Annotated in this window: 14 protein-coding genes; 3 read left to right on the top strand and 11 right to left on the bottom strand. The window is 71.8% G+C overall.

Annotated elements, in window-relative coordinates:
* Positions 1-75 precede the first annotated feature (75 nt).
* The 5 genes from OG259_RS27495 to OG259_RS27475 form a co-directional block, all read right to left on the bottom strand.
* Positions 76-1,359, bottom strand: a complete 1,284-nt coding sequence (locus OG259_RS27495) for a glutamate-5-semialdehyde dehydrogenase (protein ID WP_328944683.1) — start codon at positions 1,357-1,359, stop codon at positions 76-78.
* Positions 1,360-1,471: 112 nt separating this feature from the next.
* Positions 1,472-1,993: a hypothetical protein gene (locus tag OG259_RS27490; protein WP_266891828.1), complete on the bottom strand. Its 522-nt coding sequence runs from the start codon at positions 1,991-1,993 to the stop codon at positions 1,472-1,474.
* Between the two features lie 157 nt (positions 1,994-2,150).
* Positions 2,151-3,254: a glutamate 5-kinase gene (gene proB / locus OG259_RS27485; protein WP_328947192.1), complete on the bottom strand. Its 1,104-nt coding sequence runs from the start codon at positions 3,252-3,254 to the stop codon at positions 2,151-2,153.
* Positions 3,255-3,422: 168 nt separating this feature from the next.
* Positions 3,423-3,890, bottom strand: a complete 468-nt coding sequence (locus tag OG259_RS27480) for a GtrA family protein (RefSeq protein WP_328944682.1) — start codon at positions 3,888-3,890, stop codon at positions 3,423-3,425.
* Positions 3,890-4,885: a glycosyltransferase family 2 protein gene (locus tag OG259_RS27475; protein WP_266891832.1), complete on the bottom strand. Its 996-nt coding sequence runs from the start codon at positions 4,883-4,885 to the stop codon at positions 3,890-3,892. Before OG259_RS27475 ends, OG259_RS27480 begins: the two co-directional genes overlap by 1 nt.
* Positions 4,886-5,118: 233 nt before the next feature.
* Between OG259_RS27475 and OG259_RS27470 the strand changes: the two genes are divergently transcribed.
* The 3 genes from OG259_RS27470 (at position 5,119) to OG259_RS27460 (ending at position 10,919) form a co-directional block, all read left to right on the top strand.
* Positions 5,119-6,789 (top strand): hypothetical protein, encoded by a 1,671-nt coding sequence (locus tag OG259_RS27470; protein ID WP_328944681.1) that lies wholly within the window; start codon positions 5,119-5,121, stop codon positions 6,787-6,789.
* Positions 6,790-6,879: 90 nt separating this feature from the next.
* The gene (locus OG259_RS27465; protein WP_328944680.1) at positions 6,880-9,750 is read left to right on the top strand and encodes a bifunctional glycosyltransferase/CDP-glycerol:glycerophosphate glycerophosphotransferase; all 2,871 of its coding nucleotides are present in this window, start codon (positions 6,880-6,882) and stop codon (positions 9,748-9,750) included.
* A gap of 62 nt (positions 9,751-9,812) precedes the next feature.
* On the top strand, positions 9,813-10,919 hold the full coding sequence (locus OG259_RS27460; protein ID WP_328947191.1) for a glycosyltransferase: 1,107 nt from the start codon (positions 9,813-9,815) through the stop codon (positions 10,917-10,919).
* An 85-nt stretch (positions 10,920-11,004) separates the two neighbouring features.
* Here OG259_RS27460 and galE read toward each other — a convergent pair whose 3' ends face one another.
* From galE to OG259_RS27430, 6 genes are all read right to left on the bottom strand, one after another.
* Positions 11,005-11,991 (bottom strand): UDP-glucose 4-epimerase GalE, encoded by a 987-nt coding sequence (gene galE, locus OG259_RS27455; protein WP_328944679.1) that lies wholly within the window; start codon positions 11,989-11,991, stop codon positions 11,005-11,007.
* A 15-nt stretch (positions 11,992-12,006) separates the two neighbouring features.
* Positions 12,007-13,611, bottom strand: coding sequence for a glycosyltransferase family 2 protein (locus OG259_RS27450; protein WP_328944678.1), 1,605 nt, complete (start codon positions 13,609-13,611; stop codon positions 12,007-12,009).
* A gap of 171 nt (positions 13,612-13,782) precedes the next feature.
* A complete protein-coding gene (gene obgE, locus OG259_RS27445; protein ID WP_328944677.1) occupies positions 13,783-15,222 on the bottom strand; it encodes a GTPase ObgE in 1,440 nt (479 codons plus the stop codon).
* A gap of 107 nt (positions 15,223-15,329) precedes the next feature.
* Complete coding sequence (gene rpmA / locus OG259_RS27440; RefSeq protein ID WP_024756701.1) at positions 15,330-15,584, bottom strand: 50S ribosomal protein L27; 255 nt, start codon at positions 15,582-15,584, stop codon at positions 15,330-15,332.
* A 13-nt stretch (positions 15,585-15,597) separates the two neighbouring features.
* On the bottom strand, positions 15,598-15,918 hold the full coding sequence (gene rplU / locus OG259_RS27435; protein ID WP_015033583.1) for a 50S ribosomal protein L21: 321 nt from the start codon (positions 15,916-15,918) through the stop codon (positions 15,598-15,600).
* A 249-nt stretch (positions 15,919-16,167) separates the two neighbouring features.
* Positions 16,168-20,043: an Rne/Rng family ribonuclease gene (locus tag OG259_RS27430; RefSeq protein ID WP_328944676.1), complete on the bottom strand. Its 3,876-nt coding sequence runs from the start codon at positions 20,041-20,043 to the stop codon at positions 16,168-16,170.
* Positions 20,044-20,201: the final 158 nt, after the last annotated feature.

The following is a 20,201-nucleotide window of genomic DNA, read 5'->3' as shown; positions in this document are numbered from 1 at the left end:
AGACCCGGAAGGTGGTTTTGGGCAGGGAGAGTGCGAAGCCTCCCTGCCCGTCCCTCCCCGTACCTAAAGGAGCGGTTACCGCACGTGACCGTCACCGGTGACGATGTACTTGGTCGAGGTCAGCTCCGGAAGGCCCATGGGGCCCCGGGCGTGCAGCTTCTGGGTGGAGATGCCGATCTCGGCGCCGAAGCCGAACTGTCCGCCGTCCGTGAACCGGGTGGAGGCGTTCACGGCGACCGTGGTGGAGTCGACCAGCTGGGTGAAGCGGCGCGCCGCGGCCTGCGAGGTGGTGACGATCGCCTCGGTGTGGCCGGAGGACCAGGTCCGGATGTGCTCGACGGCCCGGTCGAGGGAGTCGACGACGGCGGCGGCGATGTCGTACGAGAGGTACTCGGTCTCCCAGTCCTCGGGGGTGGCCGGGACGACGGTGGCCTTGGAGCCCGCGGCGAACGCGAGGACCCGCTCGTCGGCGTGGACGGTGACGCCGGCCTCCGCGAGGGCGTCGAGGGCCCTGGGGAGGAAGGCCGCGGCGACGTCCTGGTGGACGAGGAGGGTCTCGGCCGCGTTGCAGACGCTGACCCGGTGGGCCTTGGAGTTGATCAGGATCTCGACGGCCATGTCGAGGTCGGTCTGCGCGTCGACGTAGACGTGGCAGTTGCCGGTGCCGGTCTCGATCACCGGGACGGTGGACTCCTCGACGACCGTCCGGATCAGGGAGGCGCCGCCGCGCGGGATGAGGACGTCGACGAGGCCGCGGGCGCGCATCAGCTCGCGGACCGATTCGCGGGACTCGCCGGGGACGAGCTGGATGGCGTCGGCGGGCAGTCCGGCGCCGCCGATGGCGTCGCGCAGGACCTTCACCAGGGCGGTGTTGGAGGCGTACGCGGAGGACGAGCCGCGGAGCAGGACGGCGTTGCCGGACTTCAGGCAGAGGGCGGCCGCGTCGACGGTGACGTTGGGGCGGGCCTCGTAGATGATGCCGACGACCCCGAGCGGGACGCGGACCTGGCGGATGTCGATGCCGTTGGGGAGGGTCGAGCCGCGGACGACCTCGCCGACGGGGTCGGGCAGCGCGGCGACGTCGCGGACGTCGGCGGCAATGGCCCGGACGCGCTCGGGAGTGAGGGTGAGGCGGTCGATGATCGCTTCGCTGGTCCCGGCTTCGCGGGCCTTGGCGATGTCCTCGGCGTTGGCCTCGACGATTTCGGCGGTGCGCACTTCGAGGGCGTCCGCGATCGCCAGCAGGGCGTCGTCCTTGGCCGCGCGCGGGAGTGGCGCGATTTCGGCGGCGGCGCCACGGGCCCGGTAGGCGGCCCGGGTGACCGGGGACAGGTTGTCGAGGGGCGTGAGCGAGGTCATGCCCGCAGGGTACTGGCACCCCTGCGGACATCCCTCACGTATCCCGCACTCCGAGACGTACCCCGGTCGTTCCGAGACGCCCCGCACGGGGAGGCGTCTCGAACGCCCCCGCTCAGTACGGGTGGACGCCGACCGGGGCCGCGGGTGGCGGGCCGTAGCCCTCCGCGATCCGCTGGTGGTAGGTCTCGCGGTCGATGACCTCGAGACCGACGATCTCCCACGGCGGCAGCTTGGCGGTCTGCCGGTGCTCGCCCCACAGGCGCAGGGCGACGGCCGCGGCGTCGTGCAGGTCGCGGGCCTCTTCCCAGTACCTGATCTCGGCGTGGTCGTTGGCGTAGCGGCTGGTCAGCAGGAAGGGGTGGTCGTGGGCCAGCTGTTCCAGCCCGCGTCGCACCTCCTTCAGCGGTGACTCCACACCCGACACGCTGAGGGTGATGTGCCAGAGTTTGGACACGGGCTGTTCCTTGGCGCGTGCCTCTCGTGGCTCACGAACCTCGCGTGTCTCGGTGGTGGTCTCGGTCTTGGTGTCCGTGGACCTGTCCCGTGCCTCGTCGAAGTCGGCTCCGGCCTCGACACTGGTCAGGGCGCGTTCGGCAGTCCCTCGGGGCGGTGCCCCTGGGCGCGCTCGTCTCACCGGCGGCCTCCTGTGTGATGCGTGTGGTGCTGTACCCCGCCCTGCTCTCTTACCCCCGAGACAAAGTTGACCAGCCCGAGGCGGCACTTGGGGCGGTTTTGGTAAACGTCCCTTCCGGATGGCCGCACTTTCAGCCGTTTCGGGAGGGACGTGAGGGTCAGCGGATGACGACCAGGTCGTCGCGGTGGACGACCTCGCGCTCGTACTCGGGCCCCAGCGCCTTGGCGAGTTCGTGCGTGGAGCGCCCGAGCATCCGGGGCATCTCCTTGGCGTCGAAGTTGACGAGACCGCGGGCGACGGCCCGGCCGGCGGTGTCGCGGAGTTCGACGGGGTCACCGGCCACGAAGTCGCCCTCGATGCCCGCGACACCGGCCGCGAGCAGGGACTTCTTGCCCTCGACGACGGCTCGTACGGCTCCGTCGTCCAGGGTGAGGGAGCCCTGCGGGGTGGAGGCGTGGGCGAGCCAGAGGAGCCGGTCGGCGGAGCGGCGGCCGGTGCGGTGGAAGTACGTGCCGGTGTCACGGCCGGCGAGGGCGTCGGCGGCGCGGCTCGCGGAGGTGAGGACCACGGGGATGCCGGCTGCGGCGGCGATCCGGGCGGCCTCGACCTTGGTGACCATGCCGCCGGTGCCGACGCCCGCCTTTCCGGCCGAGCCGATCTCCACATGGGCGATGTCGTCGGGGCCCGTGACCTGCGCGATCCTCGACGTACCGGGCTTGGCCGGGTCCCCGTCGTAGAGGCCGTCGACGTCGGAGAGCAGGACGAGGAGGTCGGCGCGGACGAGGTGGGCGACGAGGGCGGCGAGCCGGTCGTTGTCGCCGAAGCGGATCTCGTCCGTGGCGACGGTGTCGTTCTCGTTGACGACCGGCAGCGCGCCCATCGCGAGGAGCTGGTCGAGGGTCCGGTAGGCGTTGCGGTAGTGGGCGCGCCTGCTGGTGTCGTCGGTGGTGAGGAGGACCTGTCCGACGCGGACGCCGTAGCGGGCGAAGGAGGCGGTGTACCGGGCGACGAGGAGTCCCTGGCCGACGCTGGCGGCGGCCTGCTGCCGGGCGAGGTCCTTGGGGCGCCGGGTGAGTCCGAGCGGTGCGAGGCCCGCGGCGATGGCGCCGGAGGAGACGAGGACGATCTCCTTCTCGCCGCCGCTGCGGACCTTGGCGAGCACGTCGACGAGGGCGTCGACGCGGTCGGCGTCCAGGCCTCCCGAGGCCGTGGTGAGCGAGGAGGAGCCGACCTTGACGACGATCCTGCGGGCCTCCGTCACGTACTGCCTCGCCGCGTCCGTCTGTCCGGTCGTCCGTCCGTCCGCCGGTCCGTCCGCCGGTCCGGTCGGCTGTCCGGTCGTCTCTGTCGTCACCTGTGCCGCCACCTGCGTCGTCCTCACTCGGCTGTCCCGCGCGCCGTGTGTTCCCCGCCGCGACTGCCAGGCAATCTACGCGAGCCGGGAGGGCTGCCGCTCGTCCGTTTCGCTCCCTGGACCGGAGTCGTCGGCGTCCTGTCCGTTGCTCCGGGGGACGAGGATCCGCTGGGAGATGAGGTAGGTGAAGGGGATGGCGACGACGGCCGCGACGAGTGGCGCGATCCTGTCGTCCATTCCGGCCCAGGTGACGAGCGCGTACAGACCGACGCTCTGCACCAGGTAGTTGGTGACGTTGGTGAGCGGGAAGAGGGCGAACTTCTTCCAGGTCGGCCGGGTGCGGTAGGTGAAGTAGGTGTTGAGGAAGAAGGAGCCGATCATGCTGAGGACGAAGGCGAGGGAGTACGCGGCGAAGTACGGCATCCACGGGTGGAGCAGCAGGTAACAGCCGAAGAAGGTGGCCGTGTTGACGCCGCCGACGATGGCGAAGCGGAATATCTCGGCGAGCCGTCCGCGTCGCGCGGTGGGAGAACCGGTCGCCATCAGTGCTCTCCCTCGGTGGCCGCGACGCGGATCCGCTCGGCGGCGACGCGTTCGGACGCCCCGCGCCCGAAGGAGCGGTGGGTCTCCTTCACGAGGAAGTGCGGCCGGCGCTTGGTCTCGTAGTAGATGCGGCCGATGTACTCGCCGATCAGCCCCAGCATCACCATCTGCACGCCTCCGAGTCCCGCGATGATCGCGACCAGGGTGACGTATCCGGGGGCGGTGACGCCCTGGGTGAGGGCGGCGGCGACGACCCAGACCGCGTACAGGGCGGCGAGGCCGGTCAGCATCATCCCGAGCCAGAGGGCGATGCGCAGCGGACGGTTGTTGAAGGAGATCAGCCCGTCCATGCCGTAGTTGATCAGGGAGCTGAACTTCCACTTCGTCTCACCGCCCTCGCGTGCGGCGTTCTGGTAGTCGAAGGTGACGGTGTCGAAGCCGATCCAGGAGAAGAGCCCCTTGGAGAAGCGGTTGTACTCGGGCAGCGAGAGCAGCGCGTCGACGGCGGGGCGGGACAGGAGGCGGAAGTCGCCGACGCCGTCGGTGAGTTCCACGTCGACCCAGCGGTTGACGCCCCGGTAGTACATCCGGCTGAGGGCGGAGCGGAGCTTCTTGTCGCCTTCGCGGGTCCGGCGCGCCATGACCTGGTCGTGGCCCTGGTGGTGCAGGTCGAGCATGCGGGCGAGGAGCTCGGGCGGGTGCTGGAGGTCGGCGTCCATGATGACGACGGCGTCTCCGGTGGACTTGCGCAGGCCGGCGAGCATGGCGGCCTCCTTGCCGAAGTTGCGGCTGAAGGAGGCGTACTGGGTCCGGTGCGGGTGCCGGGCGGCGATCTCGCGCAGCTTGCCGAGCGTTCCGTCGGAACTGCCGTCGTCGACGTAACAGATCTCGTAACCGACCGGAAGGGTGTCGAGCACCTGGCGCATCCGCGCGTCGAAGCGTTCGACGACGTCCTCCTCGTTGAAGCAGGGGACGACGACGGAAAGCCTGGTCATGAACGGTCACTCCAGAGGGATGGGCAAGAGTACGTCCTGAGGGACCGCCACCGAACTCTCCTTCGAGCAGCGCGGCCAGGGTACGAAGTGGCGGTGACCGTCCGACGTCGTCCGGGTGGCCGCACCCGGTCGGCATGTCGTCCATGCGGCAAAGCATGTGGGGAAGATATTGATATACGCGGCATTTCTTGTCTTTTGTCACCCGTAGAGCCCCGCAGTTGGAGCGATGACCCGTGAGTAGAACGACCCTGACGGAGCGCGGTGACGCACGGATGACGGACGAGGGCGGACAGGACACCGACATGGCGGGCGGACTCCGGCAGGCACTCCCCTGGGTCGCGTTCGTCATCGCCGCGGGAGCCGGGGCGCTGCTCTCGGTCGGCGCGTTCCTCGGCGTGTACGTACGCCCCACGTCGGACGACTGGTGCGCCCTCTGGAAGGCCAGGGACATGGGCGTCCTCGGCATCACCGCGGACTTCTACAACACCCAGAACGGGCGCGTCACCAACGCCTTCCTGACCGGCCTGCTCTACTCCGACGGCATGTGGGGGCCGAAGCTGCTGCCCGCGTTCCTGGTGCTCGCGCTCGGCGCGGGGCTGTTCCTCCTCGCCCGCGTCACGCTGCGCGCGCTCCGCCTGCCGTTCCCCGCGGCAGCGGCCGCGGCGGCGGTCCTGGTCCTCGAAGCGCTGCTGTTCTTCGCGGGAACCCGCTCGTACCAGCTGCTGCTCTGGGCGCCCGCCACCATCTCCCACACCCTACCGAGCATCCTCGGCGTCTGGGCGGTCCTCTCCGGCGTGTGGGCGGCCCGCAGCCGTCGGCGCTGGGCACGGAGCACCGCCGTGGCCGCCGCGGCGCTGCTCGGCACGGCGGCCGGCATGCTCAGCGAACCCTTCGTCGCGATGTCCGGTCTGATGGCCGCGGCGGCGGGCCTGCTCTGCCTGCCCCGGCTCGGCCGGACGCGCGACCGCTTCGCGTCGACCTGGTGCGCGGCCTGGTGCCTGGGCCTCCTGATCGGCCTGGTGCTGCTCACCACGTCGCCCGGCGCCCGCTGGCGGCGCGCCCAGCAGCCGAAGGAGCCGCTGACCCTGTCGGGGCTCGGGGAGACGGTCCGCGACTGGTCCCGGATCTGGGAGACGATCGGCGGGCAGTGGGCGTACGCGGGCGCCCTCGCCGCCGGGGTGCTCCTCGGTCTGGCGGTGGCCCTCTCCGATCGCCGCCGCCCGCACGGGGAGGACACGCCGACCGACCGCGTCCCGGGAGGAACGTTTCGGGTCGCCGTCGTGCTGCTGCCCCTGCCCCTGATCGCGCTCGGCAGCCTCGTGGCCGCGTACGGGCTCCGCAGCGGATACGGGGCGGGCGGCTGGACCTACGCGCGCACGTGGACCAGCTTCCTCGTGCCCTTCCTGCTGGCGCTCTGCGGCTACGGGGCATGGCTCGGCCACCGACTCGGGCGCGGGATCGACGGCGTCCGCGGGCTCGCGGACAGGGGAGGACTCACGGACAGGGGAGGGCTCGACGACACGCGCGGGCAGGAAGACGATCGCGGGCCCGACGGCGCCGACGGACCCGGAGACGAGCCCGCAGCCCCAGCGGCACCCTCCGGCGTCCGTGCCGCCCGCCTCGCGGTCCTCGTCGCCACCGGTGCCGTCGCCGTGGCGAGCACGGCGGCCCTGGTGCCGGCGGTACAGACGCTGACGACGCAGACGGTGGCGCGCAGCCTGGCCTGGGACCGGCAGGACGCCCGGATCCGCGCCGAGGTGGCGGCCGGCCGGCGGGAGGTCACGTACCGCCCCCTGCACATCGGCGGGCTCGCCGAACCCTTCTTCACCACGGTGTACGAGAAGGACTGGGCCGCCCGGTGCACGGCCGAGTACTACGGCGTGGAGCGGATCAACCGGCCCTGACCGAACACCTCTGCGGTGGGTGACATTGCGTAACGGATGGTGAACACCAGGTAGTTTGAGGAGGAGTGGACGAACGACAAGTGAATCGAGGTGCACGTGCCTGACGTCTCCGTGGTCGTCATCGCCTACAACGACGCAGAGCGTCTGCCGACTGCCGTCCGGTCGGTGCTGGAGCAGACCCTGCACGGCGTCGAAGTCGTCATCGTCGACGACTGCAGCAAGGACGACACCTTCACGGTCGCCCAGGCTCTCGCCGCCGAGAACCCGGACCGGGTCCGGGCGTACCAGCTGCCGCGGAACAGCGGTGGCTGCGGGGCGCCTCGCAACCACGGCATCCAGCGCGCCACCGGCACGTACGTCATGTTCCTCGACAGCGACGACGTGCTGGAGCGCAACGCCTGCCGCAACATGCTCGACGCCGCCGAGAGCACCGGCTCCGACCTGGTCTCCGGCCTGTGCGTCCGCGTCCACCTCGACAGCCGCCACAAGAAGACCACCGAGTGGTATCCCTGGCTCTACTCGCGGACCCGGACGATCGAGTCGATCACCGAGCTCTCCGACCTGCTGGTCTTCGACACCCTGTCGACGAACAAGTGCTACCGGCGCGCGTTCCTCCTCGAACAGGGCCTGGAGTTCCCGGTCGGCATCCATTACGAGGACCTGCTCTTCTCGGCCCAGGCCTATGTCGCCGCGAGCCGGATCACGCTCATCCCGAACCACGTCTACTACTGGAACGTGCAGGAGAGCGCCTCCGCCAAGTCGATCAGCAACAGGCGCCACGAGATCGCCAACTTCGTGCACCGCATGGAGATCCACCGCCGGGTGGACGCCCTGCTGGAGAGCAGGGGCTACGACGAGCTGAAGTACCGCAAGGACATCAAGTTCCTCAAGCACGACCTCGTCCTCCACCTGCGCGACCTGCCGCTGCTCGGCGACGACTACCGGCGCGAGTTCGCCGAGGTGGCCAACGGCTACCTCGCCGAGATCGACCCGAAGGCGTACGAGGAAGTGCAGCGCATGCACGCCATCTGCGCCTATCTGCTGAGCAAGGAGGACTGGCCCAACCTCCTCCCCGCCACCGACGCGCTCACCAACCCCGGCCGGCTCACCACCCCGCTCGCCGAGCGGGACGGCCAGGTCTACTGGTGCGCCGAGCACCTGGACACCGAGCAGGGCCGCCAGATCCTGGACGTCACCTCCTCCCGCTACGACACCAGGCCGCTGACCTCGCTCGCCCTGGGCAACCGGCTGACCTCGTACGCCAGTCGTGACGGAGTCGTCAGCCTCGCCGGACGCGTCGTCAACCCGCTGGGCCGGATCGGCCCGGACGCGGAGCTCGGCGCGGTCCTGGAGTTCTCGGCCCGCCGCAGCGTCGGCGGGAAGACCGCCCGCATCCCGGTCACCACGATCCGGCACGCCGACGCCTGGATCGAATGGGAGGGCGAGGCGGACATCGCCCGCACGGTCCGCCCCCTCGGCATCATCGACGCGGTCTGGGACGTCCGGCTGATCCTCACCGTCGACGGCCAGGACCTCCGGACCCGGGTGTCCGTCGGCGGCGCGCCCATCGACGAGGCCGACAGTCTGCGGATCCGCCCCCGGCTGACCCAGCTGGTGTCCGACCGCTTCGTGCCCGAGGTCACCAGGAAGGGCAATCTGTCCTACGTCCTGGCCGCCGAGGGCAGGGCCGCCGTGCACACCACGGCGATGATCGAGGGCGCCATGCACGGGCGCACCGCCGAGCTGGCGAAGACGAGCCTGCGCCGCCTGCTCAGGGCGAAGAAGGACCTGAACTCGGGCGAGACCAAGCTGCGCGTCTACCACGAGTTCTACAGCAGGCTCCCGATCCGCAAGGGCCTCGTGGTCTTCGAGAGCCACCTCGGCAAGCAGTACAGCGACAGCCCCCGGGCCGTCTACGAGGAGATGCGCCGCCAGGGCGTCCCCTTCACGGCCGTCTGGTCGTACGCGGGCGCGCGACCGACCGGCTTCCCCGAGGACGTCACCCTGGTGAAGCGCTGGAGCTGGCAGTACCTGCGGGCGCTGGCCCAGGCCGAGTTCTGGATCGACAACCAGGGCTTCCCGCTGCGCCTCACCAAGCGCCCGGGGACCACGTACATCCAGACCTGGCACGGCACGGCCCTCAAGCGGATGGGCTTCGACGAGCCCCACACCAAGTCGCGCGGCCTCGCCTCCCAGGCCTCCTTCCAGAAGGCCCTGGACCGTTTCGACCACTTCCTGATCCGCGGCGAGCACGACCGGCGCACCCTCGCCAAGGCCTTCCGGCTCCGCGACGAGGTGCTGCTGCCCTACGGCTACCCGCGCAACGACAGCCTCGTCGAGGCGCGCCGCGAGGAGACCGGGACGGGCCACCGGGACCGCGGACCGCTCGCGGCCGAACTGGGCGTCGACCCGGAGAAGAAGATCCTGCTGTACGCGCCGACCTTCCGGGCCGCGCCCGGCGGCAAGGTGCGCGCCTTCCGGTGCCCCTTCGACATCGAGGAGTTCGCCGACCGCTTCGGCGACACCCACACGCTGCTGATCAGGACGCACTACCTGAACAGCGTGACGCTGCCGCCGTCGGTCCGCGGACGCGTCGTCGACGTCTCCCGCCTCCACGACGTCACCCCGCTGCTCGCCCTCGCGGACGGGCTGATCACCGACTACTCGTCCGTGATGTTCGACTACGGGCTGCTCGACCGTCCGATGATCTTCTTCGCGTACGACTACGACGAGTACGCCAAGGAGAACCGGGGCACCTACTTCGACCTGAAGGAACACGCCCCCGGTCCCGTCGTGGAGACGGAGGACGAGCTCTTCGGGGTGGTCGCCAACCTGCGGGACGAGGCCGACAGCAAGTACGCGGCGGCCCGGCAGCGGTTCAACGCCGACTTCAGCGAGTACGACCGGGGCGACGCGGCCCGCCGGATCGTCGACACGTTCTTCACCAGGAGCGGGAAGTGACCAACCAGACCACCGCGTCCGGCGGCCGTGACATCTTCATCGTCGCCAACAGCGTGGACGAGATGGGCGGTGTGACGACCTGGACGCACCAGATGGCCGGGGCGTTCACCGACCGGGGCCACCGGGTGCACGTCATCGGGATCCGCCCGGCCCCCGCCGGACGCGGGCACGAGTTCCCCGACCCGCTGCCGTACGCCACCACCACGCTGTACGACGCGCATCCGCCGCAGGTCCGCTCCCTGCGCGGACTCAAGGGCAGGCTGAACGCCGTCGAGCGCCGGCGTCACGCCGTCCGCGCCGCCGGGATGCGGGAGCGGGCCGACCTGATGACGGCCCTGTTCGCCGCCGCCCGGCCCGGCGCCGTCGTGATCGTGACGCAGGTGTGGGCGATGGAATGGGTGGCCCTCTCCGACACCAAGGGGCTCGTCGTCATCGGCATGAGCCACGAGTCGTACGCCGCGAGCGCGGCCGCCTCCCGGCTCGCCCGGGTGAAGCGGCACTACCGGGACGTCGACCGGCTGCTCGTCCTCACCCCCGGCGACGCGGACCGGTGGATCCGGGCCGGCATGGACAACGTCGGCCACATGCCCAACGCACTGCCCTTCATGCCCGCCGCCCCCGTGGCGCGCACCGAGAAGGCCGTCGTCTCCGTCGGGCGTCTCTCGCACGAGAAGGGCGTGGACATACTGCTCGACAGCTGGGCGGAGATCGCGCCCCGCCACCGCGACTGGAAGCTGCGGATCTACGGCACCGGGGACGAGGAGCAGTCGCTGCGGGCCCGCACGACCGAGCTCGGCCTCGACGGCTCGGTCGAGTGGATGGGCCGTACGAACGACGTCCTCGGGGCGCTCTCCGGGGCCTCGGTCTTCGCCCAGGCCTCGCGCGCCGAGGGCTTTCCGATCACCCTGCTGGAGGCGATGGCGGCCGGGGTGCCCTGTGCCGCGTTCGACTGCGCGCCGGGCGTGCGCGAGATCATCCGGGACGGCGAGGACGGCCTGCTGGCCCGGCTCGGCAACACCGTGGAGCTCGGCGGCCGCATCAGCACGCTGATCGCCGACAAGGAGCTGCGGGACCGCATGGGCGACGCGGCCTTCGAGAACGTGAAGCGGTACTCCGCCGACCGGATCACCGACCGCTGGGAGGCGCTCTTCGCCTTCCTGGAGCGCTGAGCGGCGCGAACTGTCGGGTGGGCAAGGACAAGGGCCGGGGAGTCGATCTCCCCGGCCCTTGTCCGTTGTCGTGGCGTTGCCGCGGTCAGACCGTCGCGCCGCGGCGCGCGACCCAGCCGGCCCAGGCCGAGGAGATCATGTCGCGCACGTCGTGACGGGCCTTCCAGCCCAGCTCCGACGCGATGCGGTCGGCTGCGGCGACGACCCGGGCGGGGTCGCCGGGGCGGCGCGGGGTGACCAGGGGCTCGGTGGTGTGGTCGGTGATCTCGTTGATCAGCTCGACCATCTCGGTGACGGAGACGCCCTCGCCACGGCCGATGTTGACCGTCAGGTCGCGCGGCTCGCCCGCCTCGGCCCACTCCGTGAGCTTGCGCGCGGCGACGAGGTGCGCGTCGGCCAGGTCCTCGACGTGGATGTAGTCACGGATGCAGGTGCCGTCGGGCGTGGCGTAGTCGTCGCCGAAGATCCGCGGGGCCTCCCCCGCGTCCAGGCGCTCGAAGACCATCGGGACCAGGTTGAAGACACCGGTGTCGGCGAGCTCGGGGGTCGCGGCGCCGGCCACGTTGAAGTAGCGCAGGCAGGCCGTGGAGATGCCGTGGGCCGCGCCCGCGGCGCGCACCAGCCACTCGCCGGCCAGCTTGGTCTCGCCGTACGGGCTCAGCGGCAGGCAGGGGGTCTCCTCGGTGACGAGGTCGACGTCCGGCATGCCGTAGACGGAGGCGGAGGAGGAGAAGAGGAAGGTGCGCACACCGGCGGCGGCCACGGCCTCCAGGAGGACGGTGGTGCCGAAGACGTTCTCGCGGTAGTAGTGCAGCGGCAGCTCGACGGACTGCCCGACCTGCTTCTTCCCGGCGAGGTGGACGACGCCCGTCACACCGTGCTCGGCGATCGTCCGGTCCAGGACCTCACGGTCGAGCGTGGAGCCGACCACCAGGGGGACGCCCTCCGGCACCCGCTCCACGTATCCCGTGGACAGGTCGTCGAGGACGACGACCCGCTCGCCGGCCTGCGTCATGGCACGGACGACGTGGGAGCCGATGTATCCGGCGCCACCGGTGATCAGATAAGTCATTGCCCCAAACCCCTTTCAATGAGAGCTGCGGGAGATCCTGCGGAGTTTTGCTCCGATCGCCCGGAGCCCGTCACGGACACCCGGTGCGAGCCGCAGCGCCAGCGAACCGTTCGCCGTCGTGTACTGCCGCACCAGCAGTACACCGTACCGGCTGCTCGGCACGAGCGACCGACGCTGCCGGTCCTGCGGCAATCGGAGCGCCGTCGTGAAGACCCCGCCGTCCGCGCACGTCACCGTCACCCGGACGTCCCAGAGCTGGACCCCCCGGTTCCCCCGGCGGCGGCCCTCGCGGGCCATCGCGGTGAGTCCCGCGGGGACACGGCCGGACCAGCCGGCGGCCCCTTCGACCAGCTCGGCCGACTCGGTACGGGCGGGCGTGTCGGCGCCCCGGGGCAGGAAGTCGATCAGCGCGGTACGGGGTACGGCGGCGCCCAGCCTTCCGTACAGGTCGCGGACCGTGAACCGCAGTTGGCCGCCGACGCCGGCACCCGCGCCGCCGGTCGCTCCGGCGCGCAGGTCCCCGTCGACGAGCAGCGGAAGTCCGTCGACGGGCAGGGCGTCCAGACCGTCCAGCTCCACGGGGAGGTCCTCGGACCATACGGCGACGCCGCCGCTCCGGGCATGGGGCGGGAGCAGCCGGGCCGGGTCGGCGGTGAGCCGGGAGAGCCGCTCCAGGTCCCGGGGCTCCTCGGCGGTCAGGACGAACCGGGCGGCCCAGCGGGCGGGCGCGGGCGCGGCGGCGATCTCGGCCTCCCCGAAGGTCCCGAGGTACTCCCGGGCGAGCGTCCACCACGCGGTGCGGTACTCGGCCTCGCGCAGCCGCAGGTCACGGGCGTACAGGCGCAGGTCGTGTTCGAGGAACTTGGTGCGGCAGGCGGTGGCGAGTTCTTTGCGGCCGGCGGCCTCGAAGGTCTCCACGGCGGTGCGGTGGGCGGCGATCCTCGACTGCCAGTTGGCGATGCCCTCCCGGTCGAGGGAGATCGACAGCCGGGCGGTGGCCCGGCGGACGTGCCAGATGTAGACGGTGTCGGGGACGACCGCGACGCGCGGTGCGGCGGCCAGGACGCGGGCGGTGAAGAGGAAGTCCTCGTAGACGCAGCGGCCTTCGGGGAAGCGGATGCCGTGCTCGGCAAGGAAGGCCCGGTCGTAGACCTTGTTGACGCAGAGGGTGTCGTGCACGAGCGGCACGAGGTCTTCCGTGGTCTCCAGGACGGCGGGCTCGCGGTAGAGCGCGGGCTGCCAGCGCACGTCACGTCCCTCGGGCAGCTCGCGCCGTACGCAGGCGCCGACGGCGACGGGGGTTCCGTGACGCTCGGCCGCCGCGACGAGGGTCGCGGCCGCGCCCTCGGGCAGGACGTCGTCGCTGTCGAGGAACATCACGTGGGGGGCGGTGACGGCCCGGAAGCCGTCGTTGCGGGGGGTGCCGCAGCCGCCGCTGTTCACCGTGCGGTGGACGACGCGCAACCGGGGGTGCAGTGCGGCCAGTTCGTCCAGGACCCGGGCCGTACCGTCGCTCGATCCGTCGTCGACGGCCACGACCTCGGCGACCACGGGGCCCTGTTCGAGCACGGACCGGATCGCGTCACCCACCAGCTCCTCGTCATTGTGTGCGATTACCACAACGCCGAGCTTTCCTGCCACCTCAGTGGACGTGATGCTGCTCACTTCGAGGATGCTACGGGTCCTCGGACACCCGAATGGCCTCCGCGCCACCCGTCCAGCATGACGGGTGAGACGAAGGCCATTCGGTTGACGAAAAAGCGGGGGCGACCCGGGGCCGCCCAGGCTCCGCTAGAACGGGTCGAACTCGTCGTACTCGCGCTGGGCGTCGTCGCGCTCCGCATCGCGGTCGCGGCGGCGCTGGGCCGCGGGACGCGGGGCCTCCAGGCGGTGGTCCTCGCCTCGGCGGCCGAGCATCTCGGCGCCGGCCATCATCGAGGGCTCCCAGTCGAAGACGACCGCGTTCTCCAGCGAGCCGATCGCGACGCCGTCGCCCGCGCGGGCGCCCGCCTTCATCAGCCTGTCCTCGACGCCGAGGCGGTTGAGGCGGTCGGCCAGGTAGCCCACGGCCTCGTCGTTGTTGAAGTCGGTCTGGCGGACCCAGCGCTCCGGCTTCTCGCCGCGCACCCGGTAGACCTCCTCGGCCTCGTCGTACACGACCGTGAAGCCCGCGTCGTCGACGGCCTTCGGGCGGATGACGATACGGGTCGCCTCCTCCTGCGGCTTGGCCGCGCGCGCCTCGCCGACGATGCCGGCGAGGGCGAAGGAGAGCTCCTTGAGGCCCATACGGGCGACGGCGGAGACCTCGAACACCTGGTAGCCGCGGTCCTCCAGGTCCGGGCGGATCATCTCCGCGAGGTCCTGGCCGTCCGGGATGTCGACCTTGTTGAGGACGACGATGCGGGGCCGGTCCTCAAGGCCGCCGTACTGCCGCAGCTCCTCCTCGATGATGTCGAGGTCGGTGACCGGGTCACGGTCCGACTCCAGGGTCGCGGTGTCGAGGACGTGCACCAGGACCGAGCAGCGCTCGACGTGACGCAGGAACTCCAGGCCCAGGCCACGGCCCTGGCTGGCGCCCGGGATCAGACCCGGCACGTCGGCGATCGTGTAGACGGTCGAGCCGGCCGTGACGACGCCCAGGTTGGGGACCAGGGTGGTGAAGGGGTAGTCCGCGATCTTCGGCTTGGCGGCCGACAGGACCGAGATGAGCGAGGACTTGCCGGCGCTCGGGTAGCCGACGAGGGCCACGTCGGCGACGGTCTTCAGCTCCAGGACGATGTCCCGGGCCTCACCGGGCTCGCCGAGGAGCGCGAAGCCGGGGGCCTTGCGGCGCGCGGAGGACAGCGCCGCGTTGCCGAGGCCGCCGCGGCCGCCCTGGCCCGCGACGAAGGTGGTGCCCTGGCCGACGAGGTCGGCGAGCACGTTGCCGTCCTTGTCGAGGACGACGGTGCCGTCGGGCACGGTCAGGACGAGGTCCTGGCCGTCCTTGCCGGAGCGGTTGTCGCCGGCGCCGGGCTGACCGTTGGTCGCCTTGCGGTGGGGCGAGTGGTGGTAGTCGAGGAGCGTGGTGATCGCCTGGTCGACGACCAGGATCACATCGCCGCCGCGGCCGCCGTTGCCGCCGTCGGGGCCGCCGAGCGGCTTGAACTTCTCCCGGTGAACGGAGGCGCAGCCGTGGCCTCCGTTACCCGCGGCGACATGCAGCTCGACGCGGTCCACGAAGGTGGTCATGGTTGTGCCTCCATTTACTTACGTACGGAATGTCTATCTAGTAACACGCGAAAGGCGGACCCGCTTCCCGATACGGGAAGTGAGGTCCGCCTCCGCAAAAGATCCGATCAGGCGACCGGAACGATGTTCACGACCTTGCGGCCACGGTGGGTGCCGAACTGCACCGAGCCGGGCAGCAGGGCGAACAGCGTGTCGTCGCCGCCACGGCCGACGCCGGCGCCCGGGTGGAAGTGGGTGCCGCGCTGGCGGACGAGGATCTCACCAGCGGAGACGACCTGACCGCCGAAGCGCTTCACGCCGAGCCGCTGAGCGTTGGAATCGCGCCCGTTCCGGGTGGACGATGCGCCCTTCTTGTGTGCCATGTCTCAGTCCCTCTTACTTCGCAGCCGCGGGGATACCGGTGACCTTGATCGCCGTGTACTGCTGGCGGTGACCCTGGCGACGGCGGTAGCCGGTCTTGTTCTTGTAGCGCAGGATGTCGATCTTGGCGCCCTTGTGGTGGTCCACGACCTCGGCCGTGACCTTGATGCCGGCCAGGACCCACGGGTCGCTGGTCACAGCGTCGCCGTCGACAACGAGCAGGGTCGAGAGCTCGACCGTGTCGCCAACCTTGGCAGTGGAAATCTTGTCAACCTCAACGATGTCGCCGACAGCAACCTTGTGCTGGCGACCACCGCTGCGCACGATGGCGTACACGCGGATCTCTCTCTCACTCGGGATCGAAACCTCTGAAGCCAGCCACTCACACGGACCCGAGGGCCCGCGGCGTTCCGGAATCGGACGAGCGGCCTCTCCCGACGAGCGGGAGGGAGTTGCTCAGAGGCGCGACGCGTCTACAGACACGCCGACGGTCTAGGTTACGGGCGGCTGCCTCGGAGGGTCAAATTCGCCCGTTCGGCACGGGCCGCCGCCCCGACACGCGGGGCGGCGGCCCGTGCCCACCGGTCAGTCCTGGGCCGGGGCGGCGGTCTTCTCCGCCGCCTTCTTGGCCGGGGCCTTCTTGGTGGTGGTCTTCTTCGCCGCGGTCTTCTTGGTCGCCGCCGTCTTCTTGGTGGCGGCCTTCTTGGCCGTGGTCTTCTTCGCCGCGGTCTTGCGCGCCGCCGTCTTCTTGACGGGGGCGGGCTCGGCCTCGGCCTCGGCGGACGCCTCGACGGGAGCCTCGGTGGCCTCGGCCGGAGCCGCGGTCACCACGACGACGGCCGCGTCCTCGGCGCCCGAGGGCGAACCGGCGGGAGCGGTGGCCTTACGGACCACCCGGCGGCGGGCACGCGGCGGGGCGGCCACGGGGGCCTCCTCGACGGCGGGCTCGACGACGGCCTCGGCGACCGGCGCCACGACGGGCTCCGGCTCGACGACCGGCTCGACGGCGGTCGGCGCGGCGGCCGGCTCCGTGGTCGAGACGACCGGGGAGGTCACACGACGGGTGGCACGACGACGGCCGCGCGGGGCCGGGGCGGCGGTCTCCTCGACCACCGGCTCGGCCACGGGCTCGACGACGGCCTCGGCGACCGGCGCCACGACGGGCTCCGGCTCGACGACCGGCTCCGGCGCCGCGACGGGCTCGGCGACGCGCTTCGGCTTCGACTCGAACTCGACGGCCTCGGTCTCCACGACCGGACGCGCGGCGACCGGCGCGGACACCCTGCGGGTGGCGCGACGACGGCCACGGCCGCGGGTGGCGGCGGCCTCCGCCTCGGCGATGGAGCCGTACAGCTCCTCGTCCGCGGCGATCGGCTCGGGCAGGGCCACCGGGGCGGCCAGCTCGGCCGCGACCTCGGCCTCGGTCTCGATCTCCGGGGCCTCCGAGATCTCCGCGGCCTCGCCGCCCTCGGCGTGCTCGTGCTCGTGGACGTGCTCGGCGCCGCCGCGGCCGCGCTTCTTCGAGCGCTTGCCGCCGCCACCGCCACCGGCGGTGGTCGGCTGCTCCATGTGCACGATGACACCGCGGCCGTTGCAGTGGACGCAGGTCTCGGAGAAGGACTCCAGGAGGCCCTGGCCGACCCGCTTACGGGTCATCTGGACCAGGCCCAGCGAGGTGACCTCGGCCACCTGGTGCTTGGTCCGGTCCCGGCCCAGGCACTCCAGGAGGCGACGGAGCACCAGGTCGCGGTTGGACTCCAGGACCATGTCGATGAAGTCGATGACGACGATGCCGCCGAGGTCGCGCAGCCGCAGCTGACGCACGATCTCCTCGGCCGCTTCGAGGTTGTTCCTCGTCACGGTCTCTTCGAGGTTGCCGCCCTGGCCGGTGAACTTGCCGGTGTTGACGTCGACGACGATCATCGCCTCGGTCTTGTCGATCACCAGCGAGCCGCCGCTCGGCAGCCAGACCTTGCGGTCGAGCGCCTTCATGAGCTGCTCGTCGATCCGGTACGTCGCGAAGACGTCGACCTCGCTCGTCCACCTGGACAGGCGGTCGGTCAGGTCCGGGGCGACGTGGTGCACGTAACCGTGGATGGTCTCCCACGCCTCGTCACCGCTGACGATGACCTTGGAGAAGTCCTCGTTGAAGATGTCGCGGACGACACGGACGGTCATGTCCGGCTCGCCGTAGAGCAGCGTCGGGGCGTTGCCGCTCTTCGCCTTCTTCTGGATGTCCTCCCACTGCGCCTGCAGTCGCTCGACGTCACGGCGCAGCTCGTCCTCGCTCGCGCCCTCGGCGGCGGTGCGCACGATGACGCCCGCGTCCTCGGGGACGATCTTCTTGAGGATGGTCTTGAGGCGGGCGCGCTCGGTGTCCGGGAGCTTGCGGCTGATGCCGGTCATCGAACCCTCGGGCACGTACACGAGGTAGCGGCCGGGCAGCGAGACCTGGCTGGTCAGACGGGCACCCTTGTGGCCGATCGGGTCCTTCGTCACCTGGACGAGGACCGACTGGCCGGACTTGAGCGCGGTCTCGATGCGACGCGGGCCGTTGCCCATGCCGAGCGCCTCGAAGTTGACCTCACCGGCGTACAGGACGGCGTTGCGGCCCTTGCCGATGTCGACGAAGGCGGCCTCCATCGACGGCAGGACGTTCTGGACCTTGCCCAGGTAGACGTTGCCGACGTACGAGGTGGCCTGCTCCTTGTTGACGTAGTGCTCCACGAGCACGTTGTCTTCCAGGACGCCGATCTGGGTGCGCTCGCCGCTCTGGCGGACGACCATGACGCGCTCGACGGCCTCACGGCGGGCCAGGAACTCGGCCTCCGTGATGATCGGGACGCGGCGGCGGCCCTGCTCGCGGCCCTCGCGGCGGCGCTGCTTCTTGGCCTCCAGGCGGGTCGAGCCCTTGATGGACTGGACCTCGTCGGCGCCGGTGCCGGGCTCGGCCTTCTCACGGGCCGGGCGGGGCTCGCGGACCTTGACGACCGTACGGACGCCTTCCTCGTCGGCGCCCTCGGCGTCGGCGGAGGCGTCCCCGCTGCGACGGCGACGGCGACGGCGACGGCGGGAGCTGCTGGAGCCGCCGGCGAAGCCCTCGGCCTCGTCCTGCTCCTCGTCGCTCTCCTCGGCCTCGTCGGACTCGTCCTCGGCGTGCGGCTGCTCCTCGCCCTCCTCGGCCTCCTCGGCCTCGGAGAGCTCACCGCGACGGCGACGGCGGCCGCCACGGCGGCGACGGCGGGACGGGCGGTCCTCGTACTCGTCCGTCTCCTCGGCCTCCTCGGCCTCGTCGATCTCGTCGGCGACGGCCTCGACCTCGGGCTCGTCGGCGACGGTGGCCGGTACGGGCTCGACGGCGACGGGCTCGCCACGGCGACGACGGCGACGGCGGGAGCCGGCCTCGGCGCGCTCGGCGGCGGGCTCCGGGGCCTCCACGGCCTCGGGCTCGACGGCCTCGACGGTCTCGACCGTCTCGTCCGCCTCGACGAGCTCGTCCTCCTCCGGCTCCACCGCGGCGGAGGCGGCGGCAGCGGCGGCGGTCTCCGGGGTCTGGAACATCGGCTCGGTGAAGACCGGCGCCTGGAAGACGGCGACGGAGGGACGCGCGGCACGGCGGGACTCACCGGCCGGGGCGGGCTCGGAGGTGAACTGCGGGGAGGTCGCGCGACGGCGGCCACGGCCACGGGTGGCCGCGGTCTCGGCGGCGGTGACCTCGGCCTCCTCGGCGGCGATCTGCGCGACGGTCGACGTCGGCAGCGACTCGCCGGCGACGGGGGCCTCGGCGGCCGTCTCGGGCGAGGTGACCTTGCGGGTGGCGCGGCGGCGGGCACGCGGGGCGGGCGCGGCGGCCTCCTCCGCGACCTCGGCGGCCGGGGCGCTCTCGACGACCGGCTCGGCGGCCGGAGCCACGACCACGGTCTCCTCGGCGGCGGCAGGCGCGCCGGCCGGGGCGGTGGCCTTACGGGTGGCACGGCGGCGGGCGCGGGCCGGCGGGGCGGCCTCGACGGCCTCCTCCGCGACGTCGGCGGCCGGGGCGGCCACGGGCTCGTCGGCGGGCTGCTCGGCGGCGGCCGTGGAGGTCACCGGCGAGGTGGCCTTACGAGTGGCGCGGCGGCGCGGGCGGGCCGGGGCGGCCTCGGGGGCCTCCTCGACGGCCTCGGCCACGGCGGCGGTCTCCGCGACCGGCTCCGGGGTCTCCACGGCGGGCGCCGTGGTCTCCTCAGCGGCCGGTGCGGTGGCCTTGCGGGTGGCCCGGCGGCGGGTACGCGGCGCGGGTGCGGCCTCGGCCTCGGCCGGGGCGGCCTCGACGGCCGCGGCCTCGGGGGCCGCCGTCGTCTCGGTGGTGTCGGCGGTCGCGCCCGTCACCGGCGGACCGGCGGGGCGGGAAGCGGCGCGGCGCCTGCGGCGCGGCGGCAGCTTGTCACCGGGGGCGTTGGTGTCTTCGTTGGACTCGAGCATGCGGGGTTCTCCCGTCACGCTCCCGGGCGCCGCGTCTGGTTCCGGTCCGGCGGCACGGTCGCGCCTGAGGCGCGGTGCCGCCGTCCGGGGCGCGGGCGCCGCACGGGAGCTCTATGTCTGGCTCGCCGGTTCCGTACGCCCTGTGCGGACGGCCTGGC

The organism is Streptomyces sp. NBC_00250 (genome assembly GCF_036192275.1).
Lineage (GTDB): Bacteria > Actinomycetota > Actinomycetes > Streptomycetales > Streptomycetaceae > Streptomyces.
Note: the sequence above shows the minus strand (reverse complement) of the source record. Positions and strands in the feature narration are given on the sequence as shown.

Excerpts from the sequence above, each read along its gene's own strand:
- OG259_RS27495 (WP_328944683.1), bottom strand. The coding sequence starts at position 1,359 with ATGACCTCGCTCACGCCCCTCGACAACCTGTCCCCGGTCACCCGGGCC.
- OG259_RS27480 (WP_328944682.1), bottom strand. The coding sequence starts at position 3,890 with ATGGCGACCGGTTCTCCCACCGCGCGACGCGGACGGCTCGCCGAGATA.
- OG259_RS27475 (WP_266891832.1), bottom strand. The coding sequence starts at position 4,885 with ATGACCAGGCTTTCCGTCGTCGTCCCCTGCTTCAACGAGGAGGACGTC.
- OG259_RS27460 (WP_328947191.1), top strand. The coding sequence starts at position 9,813 with ATGGGCGGTGTGACGACCTGGACGCACCAGATGGCCGGGGCGTTCACC.
- galE (WP_328944679.1), bottom strand. The coding sequence starts at position 11,991 with ATGACTTATCTGATCACCGGTGGCGCCGGATACATCGGCTCCCACGTC.
- obgE (WP_328944677.1), bottom strand. The coding sequence starts at position 15,222 with ATGACCACCTTCGTGGACCGCGTCGAGCTGCATGTCGCCGCGGGTAAC.
- rpmA (WP_024756701.1), bottom strand. The coding sequence starts at position 15,584 with ATGGCACACAAGAAGGGCGCATCGTCCACCCGGAACGGGCGCGATTCC.
- OG259_RS27430 (WP_328944676.1), bottom strand. The coding sequence starts at position 20,043 with ATGCTCGAGTCCAACGAAGACACCAACGCCCCCGGTGACAAGCTGCCG.